Consider the following 12,740-nt stretch of genomic DNA (forward strand, 5'->3'; position numbering starts at 1 on the left):
GTTAAGTCTAATAAAATTCAGTAAAGTTCCAACCAAATTGCGTAAAAAGTGTTTTCCACTGTTCGTCAAGCGGTGCTTTTATCTCAATTTTTTGCAAGGTTTTCGGGTGAATAAATTGCAAACTATTGGAATGGAGTATTAGTCTATCACAACCTGTGTTAGTTGTTAATACTCGGTTTTGATGTAGGTCACCGTAATTGGTGTCGCCCATAATTGGGTGAAACAGATGTTTCAAATGGCGACGAAGCTGATGTTTCCTTCCTGTTTTGGGATAGAGTTGCACCAGACTATAACGTGCAGTTGCAAATTTCCCAGCGGGGTAGGGCCTTTCAGCGGTGGCGATATTTCGATAATCGGTGATCGCTTCTTGTGCCTCTTTTTCTTGAGAGAATTTATCCGCAATTTTATCGAGTTGCACTTTAAGAGGATAATCAATCCTCCCTTCCCCTTGTAGATAACCTCGAACAACGGCTAAATAGCTTTTTTGTATTTGATGTTGTTCAAAAAGTTGGCTCATAGTCCGTGCCATTTCGCTATTTAAAGCAAAAAGAAGCACGCCAGAAGTCGGTCGATCTAAACGATGGATCGGAAAAACGTGTTGCCTGATTTGATTTCGCAAGGTTTGCATTGCAAAAACTGTTTCGTGTTTATCAAGCCAACTTCGATGAACCAACATTCCTGCAGGTTTGTTTATCGCAATAAGTTCATCATCTTGATAGATAATCTCTAATTTCATTCGCTTTTCAACAAGGTTTCAAGTTTAACGAGGGGAGCGTTTAAGGCTTGGAGATAATCTAAATCTTTCAAGGCTTCTTCTAGATAAGGCGAAATAGCAAAATTGCGTGGCAATTCGGCATTGGCTTCTAATAGGGCGTGCATTCGTGGTAAGAAGATCCATTGTAACCATTGGGTTGCTGAGAGTGTGCTAACACAAAAAGGTTCATCATTGGCTAAGGCTTCTGCGGAAGGCGGAGTTGCTTCCCAGAGATTATGTACTCGCAAAGCAATTTCGAGATCGGTTAGGTGTTGTTTTACTTGGGTTTTCATTGTTATTTTATATGATTAAGAATTCATTGATTATGTTCTATCTACACTATTGTGTATCGAGATATTTTTCCCTGCTGTTGACTTAACAGCTGCTCTGCCCCGTCTTTATCTAGATCTGCCAAGATCATCATAATCGCCAATTTCGCATTATTCTCAGCTAAGACTAACGTGGTTTCTGCAATTTCACGGGAGCATTCAGTCGCTTGCATAACAATCCGAATAGCACGGGCGACAAGTTTTTGATTGCTTGCCTGCACATCAACCATCAAGTTTTGATAGCATTTGCCGATTAAGATCATACTTGCCGTAGTAAGCATATTTAACACTAATTTTTGTGCTGTTCCTGATTTCATTCGGCTCGACCCTGTCAACACTTCTGCCCCAACGACGGTATCAATTACAATGTCGGCAATTTGGCTCATTGCAGAATTAGGGTTGCTGGCAATCGACACTGTCGTTGCACCAAGCTGTTTAGCGTATGCTAACGCGCCTAACACATAAGGCGTTCTGCCGCTGGCAGCAATGCCGACTAAGACATCTTTTTGGCTAAATTCGACCGCTTGCAGATCCTGTTTACCCGCTTCTTTGTTATCTTCTGCCCCTTCGATTGGATGTCGCAAGGCACGCTCGCCCCCAGCAATAATGCCTTTGACCATTTCAGGCGATACCCCGAACGTTGGCGGACATTCGGACGCATCTAGCACGCCAAGTCGTCCGCTTGTGCCAGCGCCGATATAGACTAGCCGCCCGCCTTGCTGAAAAGCTTCGACAATTTTCTCAACGGCTTGAGCAATCTGAGGCAATACTTTTTCAATTACCAGTGGCACCTGTTTATCTTCGTTGTTGATGATTTGTACAATTTCATAGGCAGAAAGTGTATCAATCTGCATACTGTTTGGATTACGCTGTTCGGTAATTAATTGCCCTAAGGTTTTTAGAAGATCTTGTTCTGCCATTTTTGTTCCTTTTATATATTGGGAAAAATTGCCCCTAAACTGACCTCCTGTGTCGCCCCTGTGACGCTAGGCAAATTCGCAGGCAGATTGTGTATCCGTTGATACGCAAGCCACGCAAACGCCGCGGCTTCCACATAATCGACATCTAAGCCATATTCCGTTGTAGTGGAGACCTGCCAATCTATTAAATGGGTTTGTAGCCGTTCCATTATCAATGGATTTTTCGCTCCGCCGCCGCATACCAATAATACGCTATGGTAAGCGTTCGGGTTTTCAATTTGCCGTAGGGCTTGCACTATGCTTTGTACGGTAAATTCAACCAGCGTTGCCTGCACATCTTCAGCGGGAAGCGGTTCAATTTGGGTTAATTTATGTTCCAACCATTCCAAGTTAAACAGCTCTCGCCCTGTGCTTTTCGGCGGTGGTAGTTGGAAAAAGGGTTCATCTAACAACAATGCAAGTAAAGCGGAATGAATTTTCCCTGTCCTTGCCCATTCGCCGTTCGCATCATACCGCTTGCCGAGATGTTTTTCGATCCAAATATCTAACAGTGTGTTGCCTGCCCCGACATCATAGCCGATAGTCTGCTGGTTAGGGTTAAGCACGGAAATATTGCTGATCCCGCCGATATTTAGCACAACGGTTAGACGTTCAGGGGAACTAAACACCGCTTGATGAAAAGCGGGAACCAGCGGCGCACCTTGTCCGCCAAAAGCCATATCCCGACGGCGAAAATCACCGACAGTAGTTATACCTGTTCTAGCCGCCAATAAATTCATATCGCCAATTTGCATTGTAAAAGGATATTGCCCTTTTGGTGAATGCCAAACGGTTTGCCCGTGACAGCCCACCGCCACAATATCATCTGCATTAAGTTGATGTTTTGCTAAAAACCGCTGAATACTGTCGGCATAGAGCAAGGCTAATTGGTGATCGAGTTCGCCTAATGTTTGTAGGCTTGTTTCCCCTTTTTTGACTAACTGCGACAGCGCAACACGAAGTGTGTCGGGCATTGGGGTAAAGTCGGCAGCAATTAATTTAGGCGTTTGGCTAAAATTGACTAACGCCAAATCTACGCCATCAAGGCTCGTGCCAGACATTACGCCGAGGCAATTTTGAGAAACCATAGGTAATTATAAAAATAAAATACTGCTTTCAGCTCAATAATGGAGGATAAAAATTCATGTACTTATGTTTGAGTTCTGATAGCCAATAGACGTTAGACACGATTGTTAAATTGCTATGAGATAATACTATGTTGTTTTGCTCTAATTTTCGTATCACTGTGCAGTGGCGTTATCTAGAGCAATATTGCTCACTAAGCCTTTATTATCAAAGTAAACAAAGATAGTTCTTTGGATAGGATCTTCATAGCCTTTACGCAAAATGAACACATAATCCCAACGATCTTGAGCAAAGGAATCTCGTAGCATAGGTGTTCCAAGCAGATATTGAACCTGCTCTTTATTCATACCAACTTGCAGTTGATCGATTTTTTCTTGCTCTAAATAGTTGCCTTGCGGCACATCAATACGATAAACGACTTTTTTTACCGTAGAACAAGCTGTTACACCTAAAGCAAGTAATAATACAGCAACAAGCGATTTCATTTTCATAGCGATAACCTTCCTCTTAAAATTTTTGGCGATTATACCGAAATCGCCGATAAAATGTCATTATTTATTACGTTCTAATTGATCTCGTAAATTCGCAGGTAATCCTTTGATTGTCAAAGTATCATTTAGTTCATCCCAAATAATACGTTGGGATAATAATTCCGCATCAAAACTGATCGTCACCCCTTTTCCTGAACCTGAGTATTTGGTTAAGGTTTTTAACGCATTACGCACAGGCGGAATAGTTTCTTCTAAGCCATATTCTTGTTGCTCGGCAAAGTCAGCAAAATCAATCTCTTTTAAGGTTGGCATTGAAGCTGATAATTCGCTGATCGCAATTTCTTCCCCACTGTTGATTTGCCCTTTACAGTACTCAAACACCTGTTTTTTAACCGCTTGAGTTTGGTTACTATCTAACTCGCCTTGTTCACAATAATCACTCACCGCTTGAAGCAACGTTTGATTTTGCACTTGCGGATTTAACCCTTCTTCAGCCCCTAAAAAGTCCATAAAGAAGTCGGCAACTTTACGCCCAACACGCCCTTTAATAAAGGTCAAATAGCGGTTAGATTGTGCATTGTGTTTTAGTTCAGTAAGGTTGATACGGCAAGCAATATCATATTGTGTAATATCGAGATATTCCGTGCGTTTCACTTCCAGTTTATCATCAACCAACATAGACGCACGGCTATCAATTAATGCAATAAAGAGATATTCCGTCGCTAAAAAGGTATAACGGCAAAGGATAAAAGTTCCGCCTGAAGCAAAAGGATATTTGACTAATTCTGTCGCTAACATTTTGGCACAACTGTGGCTAAAAGGCAGAAATTCGCTTTCGCCTTCTAACAAGCGGTTTACTTGTTGTGCAAAAATGGATTCCGATTGAAATATGCCATAGGCTTTCGCTTTATTTTGATAGGCTTGATGTAGTTGCAACATCATCTGTTCAACTTCAGGGCTGATCGCAAGCAGATCTTCACGTAAAACAGTATGAAGCTCAGCAGTTTCCCCTGCGGTTTGTTGAAGTTGGTGTAAAACAATTTCGGTAACGTTAATGCTCATAAATTATTCTCGATTATAGGTAAAAAGTTAAAGTCCTTTGATTGTATCAAAGAGTAGAATTAAGGTTAATGGCATATTTTCCAATGGAATAGCACCATAAGATTGATACCAACGAGAAATGTCTTCATCTTTTGCTTCAATGAGAAGCCCAATTCCCCAGACTTGTTCGGCAACGATGGCACAGCGTTTGAGAGCTTTAACCAACAGCATTCCGCCAATGCCTTGTTTTTGATAGCGAATATCCACTGCAAGTCTTGCTAATGTAAAGAGCGGAATAGGGTGGTAGCCAAAACGTTTTTTGCATAGTTCGGGTAAGTGTTGCTGGTCTAATGCACTTAAGGTGATTGTATAAAATCCGATAATCTGTTGACTGTCTAAGTGTCGGCTAATGTAAGTTTTTGATGTCCCTTTTTCGTGAGATTGCCGAGCGTATTGTTTAAAAAATCGGTTCATCTCTAGATTTCCGCAATCAAAGGCTTCACGTTGATGATGCTTCGTTAAAGGCTCTTCAATAAACTTACTCTTCATGATAGCTTTCCTTTGCTAATTTCGCCGCTTGTTGTAGTTTTGTATTAGCTTTCGGCGGATTATCAAGCAATTCCATAATCAACGAGAGATCTTGCGGTGAAAATTGCCGATTATCATACTGCTGAATAATTTCTCTGGCACTAGGCAAAATGCGTTGTAATACAAATTCTGTAATATTCGTATGGGTAAGTGCAACGGCTCTAATTAAAGTCTGCTTGTCTTCCGTACTAATGCGAATAGACATTCTATCGTTAAGGGCATTTGCAATTTGTGGCATAATAAATATCCTATTTGTACAGATTAAAGTAGTACGAATTTTAAGTGAAACAGTAGTAATCTTCAATAAAAATCACCTTTACAAACCACAAAAAAACTTTCAAACTCTCAATGTTGAATTTAATTTATTTCACTAGGAGATTTTTATGACAACAGTTATTCATACTGAAAATGCCCCAAAAGCAATCGGGCCTTATGTACAAGCGGTTGATTTAGGCAATTTAGTGCTAACATCAGGGCAAATTCCGGTTAATCCAAAAACAGGCGAAGTCCCTACAGAGATCAAAGCTCAAGCTCGTCAATCCCTTGAAAATGTGAAAGCAATCATTGAACAAGCGGGTTTATCTGTGGCAGATATTGTAAAAACCACTGTATTTGTGAAAGATCTCAATGATTTTTCTACGGTAAATGCCGAATATGAAGCCTTTTTCCGTGAAAACCATCACCCAAATTTCCCTGCTCGTTCTTGTGTTGAAGTTGCTCGTTTACCAAAAGATGTTGGCATTGAGATTGAAGCGATTGCGGTGAGAAAATAAACAATGAAAAAAATTCTGCCAACTTGGTCTGTTCCTGATTTCGTTCACGCATTCACCACTACTCGAGAAGGTGGGGTAAGCCAAGCTCCCTTTGATAGCTTGAATTTGGGTGATCACGTCACCGATGATCTACAATCAGTGCAAACTAACCGTGAAATCTTGCAAGAACAAGGCAATTTGCCACATTTTCCGCTCTATTTAACGCAAACCCATAGTACAAGAGTGCTACGTCTGCCCTATGAACAAAACGACATTGAAGCGGATGCAGTTTATACCAACCAAGCAAACCAAGTCTGTTTAGTGATGACCGCAGATTGTTTGCCAGTGCTTTTTTGCAGTAAAGATGGCAAAGAAATTGCGGCAGCCCACGCAGGTTGGCGTGGCTTATGCGATGGTGTGCTTGAAGCTACGGTGGCAGAATTTGAATGTGAGCCAGAGAATATTTGTGTTTGGCTTGGTCCTGCAATCGGTCCAACCGCATTCCAAGTTGGCGAAGATGTAATAGAACAATTTTGTGCTTTCGATCCCCAAGCGAGAGAAGCCTTTGTAGCAGATGAATATATAAGCGGTAAGTTCCTTGGCAATCTTTACCAAATAGCTCACCAACGCTTAAATAAACTGGGGATTACGGAAATTGCAGGGGGCGATTATTGCACCTATTGCGATGCAGAACAATTTTTCTCTTACCGTAGAGATAAAATTACAGGGCGAATGGCAACGCTGATTTGGCGTAGTGAATAATTAAGACTTAAACAGTATATATCTTTTCTTTTTTACAAATTGATTCAGAGGTGTTCCGCCTAGATGAAATGGTGGTACATTACTTAAAATATATGGTGGATTTTACCTCTCTATTTTATCGTAATATATTGATTTAGTTGGTAGGGGACTTCCACATAATTCTACTGTATTTAAATGAAGCAAACTTATATTTATTTACAAACCGATCTTCTTATTGTCGGTGGTGGTATCGCAGGGCTTGCGTGCTGTGCTGAAGCTAAGGCTCAGGGTATTCAAGCGACATTAATTACCAAAGCCCCTATCGGCAGTGGTGCAAGTTTTTTTCCGTTAAAAGCAACACTTGGTATTCAAGTAACCGGCGAGCAACAGGATAAAGCACATTTTCAAGAAGATATTGAGCGTGTTGCACAGGGAATGAATAACCCGAAAATTGTGCAAGCCTATATTGAAGATTCGCCACAGGCGATTGAGCTATTAGAACGTATTGGCTTTAAACCTTGGAAACGGAATGACAATCGCCCTGCTTGCTTTGCGAAATACCCACGCCCGATTTATTTGATTAATCAGTGGCGAGAAGCAGCGGAAAGAGCAAGGCAGATTATCAAAGAACAGGGGACGACGGTCTATGAAGATGCAACGCTGTTACATATTGTCAGCGATAATCAGCAAGTTCAAGGAGCGTTGTTTGCCTATAAAACAAGCGGTGAGATCCGCTATGTGCTTTGCAAAACCAGCCAAATTATTTTGGCAACAGGGGGAATTGCAGGGTTGTATAAAGATAACCTCTATCCAGCCGATGTGATTGGTTCAACCCACGCCATTGCTGAACGAGCAGGGGCAAGGCTGACTAACTTAGAATTTATTCAATTTATCCCTGCTTTTGTTGAACCTAAATACAAAGTGCTGTTTGGAGAGCATACCTTAAAATATGTCAGTAAAGTGACTGACAGCCAAGGGCGAGATCTGTTTCCACACCTTTCACCACAGCAGTTTCAACAGATGATGACCGCTCGCAGTGATTATGCCCCTTTTAGCATTGATTTCCCCTGCGTTGAGTTTGATTTGGTGATGATGAAGCACTTGCTCGAACACCCAGAAGAAAAAGGCATCTATCTGCACTATTCCCCTGAGCTGTATCAAGATCAAACGGAATTTTACACCGTGTATTTAAGCTGGTTAGAGAAAGAAGTCGGGATTAACCTTGTACGAGATAGAGTGGCGATTACCCCATTTGCTCACAGTTGTAATGGTGGTATTGTAATTGATGAATTTGCCGAAAGTGAGGTGAAAGGGCTTTTTGCGGTGGGCGAAGTTTCTTCTTGTATTGAAGGGGCGAACCGTTTAGGTGGCAATTCTGTCGGAGGTAGTTTGGTTTTTGCTAAACGAGCAATCCAACGGATTTTGCAAAATTTAGCGGAAAACCGACCGCTTTCCAACGATATAGCGTGTGAACGTAACATTGAGCAGTTTTTCCAGTCGTTAGCAAATCCAAAGGGTGATAAAATGCTGACGGCAAGTGAGGTGTTAAGCACCATTCGCTCTCAGATGGCGACATATGCTAATGTTTATCGAACAGAAGCGAATTTGCTTCAATTATTGAACTGCTTGACGCAGTTAGAGCAACGTTATTGCCCTCTTGAATATCAAGCCTATCAAGGTATTGAAATTTACCACGCTCTCAAAGCCGCACAAAGTGTGGTAAAGGCGATGCTGAGTAGGAAAGTGAGTTTAGGGGCGCATTATATTGTTTGATGTATGCTATTTTTTCAATAAGTGTTGAAAAATGGACTACGCAAACGTTTTCTTTTTTTGTAGAATAGTTTCCGTTTTGCCGAAAGGCAATATTGAGGTATTTATGGTTGATGCGATTATTATCGGAATTATCGTTTTTTCTTTATTAGTCAGTGTATGGCGAGGCTTTGTTAGTGAAGTCTTTGCGCTTGTGGGGTGGATAGCAGCTTTTTTGGTTTCTAGCCATTTTTATCCTTATTTAAGTAATTACTTATTACAAATCAACTCTGTCTATATCCAAAATTCCGAATATTTGCGTAATGGTATTGCGATTGCGATTTTATTTATTGCCGTACTCATCATCAGTGCGGTGATTAACGCACTACTCAGCCAACTTGTTGATAAAACAGGTTTAAGTGGTACAGACCGTGTACTTGGTGCTGGTTTTGGTATATTAAGAGGCATTTTTATTGTCGCAGCGATACTCTTTTTCCTTGATACCTTTACGGCATTTAGCCAAAGCGAATTATGGAAGGAATCACAACTTATTCCACACTTTGATTTCATTGTGAAGTGGTTCTTTGAACAGTTACAAGCAAATTCCAGTTTTTTAAAATCTAGCTAATTTAAGAGGTAATTATGTGCGGCATTGTTGGGATTATCGGTCAAACCCCTGTAAATCAGGCGTTATATGACGGACTTACGTTATTACAACATAGGGGGCAAGATGCGGCAGGGATTGTCACTATTGACGATGAAAACCGCTTCCGCCTGCGTAAAGCAAATGGCTTAGTCAGTGATGTGTTTCGTCAAGAACATATGTTACGTTTGCAGGGAAATGTTGGTATAGGACACGTCCGTTATCCAACTGCAGGTAGCTCAAGTGTATCCGAAGCACAACCGTTTTATGTAAATTCCCCTTATGGTTTAACCCTAGTACATAACGGCAATCTCACCAACAATGCAGAGTTAAAACGCCTACTGTTCAACCTAGCCAAACGCCACGTTAATACAAACTCAGATTCAGAATCTTTACTCAATATATTTGCTTACTATCTCGATCAATATCCACACGAACTCCTAACGCCTGAAAATATTTTTGAAAGCGTTCGCAAAACTAACCAAGTGATTCGTGGGGCTTATGCTTGTTTATCAATGATTATCGGACACGGAATGGTGGCATTTCGCGATCCACTCGGTATCCGACCGCTTGTACTTGGCAAACGAGAAATTGACGGTAAAACAGAATATATGTTCGCATCAGAAAGTGTTGCACTTGATGTTGTAGGCTTTGAATATGTTCGAGATATACAAGCAGGCGAAGCCATTTATATTACCTTTGATGGACAATTCTACTCAGCAATTTGTGCCGATAATCCGAAATTAAACCCTTGTATCTTTGAATATGTCTATTTCGCACGTCCAGATTCTGTTATTGATGGCGTATCTGTTTACTCAGCAAGAGTACATATGGGGAAATTCTTAGGCGAAAAAATTGCGAAAGAGTGGACAGATATTCTGGCGGATATTGATGTGGTTATCCCGATTCCTGAAACTTCTACCGATATTGCCTTACAAATTGCAACAGTACTGAAAAAAACTTATCGCCAAGGGTTTGTGAAAAATCGCTACGTTGCTCGAACCTTTATTATGCCAGGGCAGGCACAACGAAAAAATTCAGTCCGTCGCAAGTTGAATGCCATTGCCTCTGAATTTAAAGGAAAAAATGTATTACTTGTTGATGATTCAATTGTTCGTGGCACTACCTCAGAGCAGATTGTTGAAATGGCTCGACAAGCGGGGGCAAATAAAGTCTATTTTGCCTCAGCTGCCCCTGAAGTACGTTATCCAAATGTATATGGTATTGATATGCCAACCTGTGAAGAACTGGTTGCTTATAATCGTAGCGTGGAACAAGTTGCTGAAATGATTGGTGTAGATCGCCTGATTTTCCAAGACTTATCGGCGCTCTTTAAGTCTGTTCAGTTAGAAAATCCAGATATTCACAACTTTGACGCTTCTGTTTTCACTGGGGAATATATAACAGGCGATGTGAGTTGCGAATACCTAAATGCGATAGCTCAAGCACGCAATGATAAAGCCAAAACCGCCCAAGCGAAGCAGGCAGGTAATTTGGAAATTCATAATGAATAATCAAGAATGAGGCATAGCAGACAAAAGTGTTGGTTTTAATTATTTCCCCTAATTATTAGGCGGCATAGTAGACAAAATGCCTTTAGTATTTGACGACTAAAGGCATTTCTCGTAGGGAAGTTAATTATGATTATTCATCTTTATCGATTCGGCTAAACACCGCACTTTGCTGATTTTTATATTTTGCATCTTTACGAGCATTATATGGATGTTCTGCGTAACCACTTAAAATTTCAAAGCTCAATGCACCAATTGCCATATTAGGACGTAATGCAAGCGGTAACTTTCCCGCATTAAAAAACTCAAGTACGATTTTGCCTTCCCAACCTGGATCGATACGATGGGCAGTAACGTGTACCATTAACCCAAGTCGAGCCAAAGAAGAACGACCATCAAGCCAGCCGACTATGTTGGCAGGTAGTTTCACTGATTCAAGCGTTGTTGCTAAAGCCAGTTCCCCAGGGTGTAGGAAAAAGGCTTCATCATCGGCAATCAGGATTTCATCACTCATTACACGATTAAGCTGTGCCGTCATTTCTTCACGTGGGCCGCTTAAATCAATATAAGGCGTTGAATGTTCACGAAACACACGGAAAGAATTACCCAAACGGACATCAATCGTCGCTCCACTGATTTTTTCATTTGATGGGCGAGGCGTTAGGCTGATAATCCCTTCATCAAGATAACGTTCAATATCTTTGTCACATAAACGCATAATTCCCCCTAATATATTAACTATGTCCTAATAGCTGTTTAATTTGTGCTTTCAAGATATTAATCGCAATACGGTTTTTGCCGCCTTTTGGAATAATAATATCCGCATACTGTTTAGATGGTTCAACAAATTGTAAGAACATCGGGCGAACCGTTTTACGATACTGATTTACGATAGATTCCATTGTTCTGCCACGCTCCTCCATATCACGCTGTAAACGACGGATAAAACAGATATCTAAAGGGGCATCAACGAAAATAGACACATTAATTTCATCACGAATTTTTTCATCAGTAAGTAATAAAATACCTTCAAGAATGATGATTTTTTTAGGAGTGAAGTGGGTTACGGTTTCTTTGCGATTATGTTCTGCATAATCATATTCTGGAATATCAACAGCTTGCCCTTGTTTGAGGCTTTTAAGATGGGTAACTAACAGTTCGTGATCCATTGAGTTTGGGTGGTCGTAATTGGTTTTTACCCGTTCTTCCATTGCAAGATGGCTTTGATCTCGGTAATAAGCGTCTTCAGAAATAATACCAATATCATCTTGCCCCAATTCCGCTTGCAATTCTTTGTAAATAGTCGAAGCAATAAGACTTTTACCAGAAGCTGAAGCCCCTGCAATTGCAATAACAATACAAGATTCCTTTTGAGTGGTGTTTGACATAATTAAATCCTTGAACACACAACTGGAGAATTTAGGGAATTATATCGCAAAATCCGTAATCTTTTGAAGATAATTACCGAATTTTGGAGCCTGTACTAATTTTAGTAGTATTCATGCTTCATGTCAGTTCAGTATTCATTTAAACAAATGTATAGTAAACATGAATTACATCTAATTAAATGTAGGCTTACAATCTTCTTGCTTGCCAAAAACTTCTAGACCAATAAGGTGAATTAATATCTGAATAAATTACCCCACCTTTTGTAGATGCGTGAAGAAACTGCCCATTTTTGACGTAAATGCCAACATGTCTGCCATTTGGCCCACGACCAGTTTTAAAAAAGACAAGATCACCCGTACGTAATTCACTCTTTGAGATTTGTATGCCTGCTTTTGCTTGATCTACTGTTATTCGAGGTAAATCAATACCAAATAACTCTCGGAAAGTAAGTTGCACAAAACCAGAGCAATCAATACCGCTTTTTGTTATACCGCCTAGACGGTAGCGTGTACCTTTCCACTCTCTTTGATGTTCGCTTAAACTGCTAATCACAAAAATGGAGTCTGAAAGCTGCCCTTTATGTTTATTTCCGCTTTTATCTTGAACTGTACTGGTTTTTGATACACAAGCGGACAATAAAAATGCACAAAGCAACATTGTGCATAAAGAAAAATGCTTTTTTATTAATTGATAGAACATTTTGATCC

General features: G+C 40.5%; 16 protein-coding genes. 5 read left to right on the plus strand and 11 right to left on the minus strand.

Annotated elements, in window-relative coordinates:
* Nucleotides 1–7: 7 nt before the first annotated feature.
* From truC to J1G47_RS08385, 8 genes are all read right to left on the minus strand, one after another.
* A complete protein-coding gene (gene truC, locus J1G47_RS08350; protein ID WP_021112446.1) occupies nt 8–736 on the minus strand; it encodes a tRNA pseudouridine(65) synthase TruC in 729 nt (242 codons plus the stop codon).
* Complete coding sequence (locus J1G47_RS08355; RefSeq protein WP_005710664.1) at nt 733–1,047, minus strand: YqcC family protein; 315 nt, start codon at nt 1,045–1,047, stop codon at nt 733–735. Before J1G47_RS08355 ends, truC begins: the two co-directional genes overlap by 4 nt.
* Before the next feature lie 41 nt (nt 1,048–1,088).
* Nucleotides 1,089–2,003, minus strand: a complete 915-nt coding sequence (gene murQ, locus J1G47_RS08360) for an N-acetylmuramic acid 6-phosphate etherase (RefSeq protein WP_021113663.1) — start codon at nt 2,001–2,003, stop codon at nt 1,089–1,091.
* An 11-nt stretch (nt 2,004–2,014) separates the two neighbouring features.
* Nucleotides 2,015–3,130, minus strand: a complete 1,116-nt coding sequence (locus tag J1G47_RS08365; RefSeq protein ID WP_043894690.1) for an anhydro-N-acetylmuramic acid kinase — start codon at nt 3,128–3,130, stop codon at nt 2,015–2,017.
* 153 nt (nt 3,131–3,283) lie between these two features.
* The gene (gene bamE / locus J1G47_RS08370) at nt 3,284–3,619 is read right to left on the minus strand and encodes an outer membrane protein assembly factor BamE (RefSeq protein ID WP_016527793.1); all 336 of its coding nucleotides are present in this window, start codon (nt 3,617–3,619) and stop codon (nt 3,284–3,286) included.
* A 60-nt stretch (nt 3,620–3,679) separates the two neighbouring features.
* Nucleotides 3,680–4,681 (minus strand): nucleoid-associated protein YejK, encoded by a 1,002-nt coding sequence (gene yejK, locus J1G47_RS08375; RefSeq protein ID WP_021116692.1) that lies wholly within the window; start codon nt 4,679–4,681, stop codon nt 3,680–3,682.
* Between the two features lie 27 nt (nt 4,682–4,708).
* The gene (locus J1G47_RS08380) at nt 4,709–5,209 is read right to left on the minus strand and encodes a GNAT family N-acetyltransferase (protein WP_005710654.1); all 501 of its coding nucleotides are present in this window, start codon (nt 5,207–5,209) and stop codon (nt 4,709–4,711) included.
* Entirely contained in the window at nt 5,199–5,486 is a 288-nt protein-coding gene (locus J1G47_RS08385) for a type II toxin-antitoxin system TacA family antitoxin (RefSeq protein ID WP_005710653.1), read from the minus strand. The genes J1G47_RS08380 and J1G47_RS08385 overlap by 11 nt, the downstream gene beginning before the upstream one ends.
* 145 nt (nt 5,487–5,631) lie before the next feature.
* Between J1G47_RS08385 and J1G47_RS08390 the strand changes: the two genes are divergently transcribed.
* The 5 genes from J1G47_RS08390 to purF all read left to right on the plus strand — a co-directional run bounded on the left by J1G47_RS08390 (nt 5,632) and on the right by purF (nt 10,647).
* Complete coding sequence (locus J1G47_RS08390) at nt 5,632–6,021, plus strand: RidA family protein (RefSeq protein WP_207326570.1); 390 nt, start codon at nt 5,632–5,634, stop codon at nt 6,019–6,021.
* Between the two features lie 3 nt (nt 6,022–6,024).
* Nucleotides 6,025–6,762 (plus strand): peptidoglycan editing factor PgeF, encoded by a 738-nt coding sequence (gene pgeF / locus J1G47_RS08395; RefSeq protein WP_207326571.1) that lies wholly within the window; start codon nt 6,025–6,027, stop codon nt 6,760–6,762.
* Nucleotides 6,763–6,936: 174 nt separating this feature from the next.
* Complete coding sequence (locus tag J1G47_RS08400) at nt 6,937–8,514, plus strand: FAD-binding protein (RefSeq protein ID WP_207326572.1); 1,578 nt, start codon at nt 6,937–6,939, stop codon at nt 8,512–8,514.
* 103 nt (nt 8,515–8,617) lie between these two features.
* The gene (locus J1G47_RS08405) at nt 8,618–9,118 is read left to right on the plus strand and encodes a CvpA family protein (protein ID WP_021115009.1); all 501 of its coding nucleotides are present in this window, start codon (nt 8,618–8,620) and stop codon (nt 9,116–9,118) included.
* A 14-nt stretch (nt 9,119–9,132) separates the two neighbouring features.
* On the plus strand, nt 9,133–10,647 hold the full coding sequence (gene purF, locus J1G47_RS08410) for an amidophosphoribosyltransferase (RefSeq protein WP_044009510.1): 1,515 nt from the start codon (nt 9,133–9,135) through the stop codon (nt 10,645–10,647).
* Nucleotides 10,648–10,777: 130 nt separating this feature from the next.
* Here the strand turns inward: purF and dcd are convergent, their stop codons facing one another.
* From dcd to J1G47_RS08425, 3 genes are all read right to left on the minus strand, one after another.
* Nucleotides 10,778–11,362, minus strand: coding sequence for a dCTP deaminase (gene dcd / locus J1G47_RS08415; RefSeq protein WP_005710639.1), 585 nt, complete (start codon nt 11,360–11,362; stop codon nt 10,778–10,780).
* Between the two features lie 16 nt (nt 11,363–11,378).
* Nucleotides 11,379–12,032 carry a uridine kinase gene (udk, locus tag J1G47_RS08420; RefSeq protein WP_010786629.1) on the minus strand — a complete coding sequence of 218 codons (654 nt, stop codon included), beginning with the start codon at nt 12,030–12,032 and terminating at the stop codon, nt 11,379–11,381.
* A 187-nt stretch (nt 12,033–12,219) separates the two neighbouring features.
* On the minus strand, nt 12,220–12,732 hold the full coding sequence (locus tag J1G47_RS08425; RefSeq protein WP_005710634.1) for an NlpC/P60 family protein: 513 nt from the start codon (nt 12,730–12,732) through the stop codon (nt 12,220–12,222).
* Between the last annotated feature and the right edge of the window lie 8 nt (nt 12,733–12,740).

Origin of the sequence: Glaesserella parasuis (genome assembly GCF_017352235.1) — a bacterium.
GTDB classification, from domain to species: domain Bacteria; phylum Pseudomonadota; class Gammaproteobacteria; order Enterobacterales; family Pasteurellaceae; genus Glaesserella; species Glaesserella parasuis.

Excerpts from the sequence above, each read along its gene's own strand:
- truC (WP_021112446.1), bottom strand. The coding sequence starts at position 736 with ATGAAATTAGAGATTATCTATCAAGATGATGAACTTATTGCGATAAAC.
- J1G47_RS08355 (WP_005710664.1), bottom strand. The coding sequence starts at position 1,047 with ATGAAAACCCAAGTAAAACAACACCTAACCGATCTCGAAATTGCTTTG.
- murQ (WP_021113663.1), bottom strand. The coding sequence starts at position 2,003 with ATGGCAGAACAAGATCTTCTAAAAACCTTAGGGCAATTAATTACCGAA.
- J1G47_RS08365 (WP_043894690.1), bottom strand. The coding sequence starts at position 3,130 with ATGGTTTCTCAAAATTGCCTCGGCGTAATGTCTGGCACGAGCCTTGAT.
- bamE (WP_016527793.1), bottom strand. The coding sequence starts at position 3,619 with ATGAAAATGAAATCGCTTGTTGCTGTATTATTACTTGCTTTAGGTGTA.
- yejK (WP_021116692.1), bottom strand. The coding sequence starts at position 4,681 with ATGAGCATTAACGTTACCGAAATTGTTTTACACCAACTTCAACAAACC.
- J1G47_RS08380 (WP_005710654.1), bottom strand. The coding sequence starts at position 5,209 with ATGAAGAGTAAGTTTATTGAAGAGCCTTTAACGAAGCATCATCAACGT.
- J1G47_RS08385 (WP_005710653.1), bottom strand. The coding sequence starts at position 5,486 with ATGCCACAAATTGCAAATGCCCTTAACGATAGAATGTCTATTCGCATT.
- J1G47_RS08390 (WP_207326570.1), top strand. The coding sequence starts at position 5,632 with ATGACAACAGTTATTCATACTGAAAATGCCCCAAAAGCAATCGGGCCT.
- pgeF (WP_207326571.1), top strand. The coding sequence starts at position 6,025 with ATGAAAAAAATTCTGCCAACTTGGTCTGTTCCTGATTTCGTTCACGCA.
- J1G47_RS08400 (WP_207326572.1), top strand. The coding sequence starts at position 6,937 with ATGAAGCAAACTTATATTTATTTACAAACCGATCTTCTTATTGTCGGT.
- J1G47_RS08405 (WP_021115009.1), top strand. The coding sequence starts at position 8,618 with ATGGTTGATGCGATTATTATCGGAATTATCGTTTTTTCTTTATTAGTC.
- purF (WP_044009510.1), top strand. The coding sequence starts at position 9,133 with ATGTGCGGCATTGTTGGGATTATCGGTCAAACCCCTGTAAATCAGGCG.
- dcd (WP_005710639.1), bottom strand. The coding sequence starts at position 11,362 with ATGCGTTTATGTGACAAAGATATTGAACGTTATCTTGATGAAGGGATT.
- udk (WP_010786629.1), bottom strand. The coding sequence starts at position 12,032 with ATGTCAAACACCACTCAAAAGGAATCTTGTATTGTTATTGCAATTGCA.
- J1G47_RS08425 (WP_005710634.1), bottom strand. The coding sequence starts at position 12,732 with ATGTTCTATCAATTAATAAAAAAGCATTTTTCTTTATGCACAATGTTG.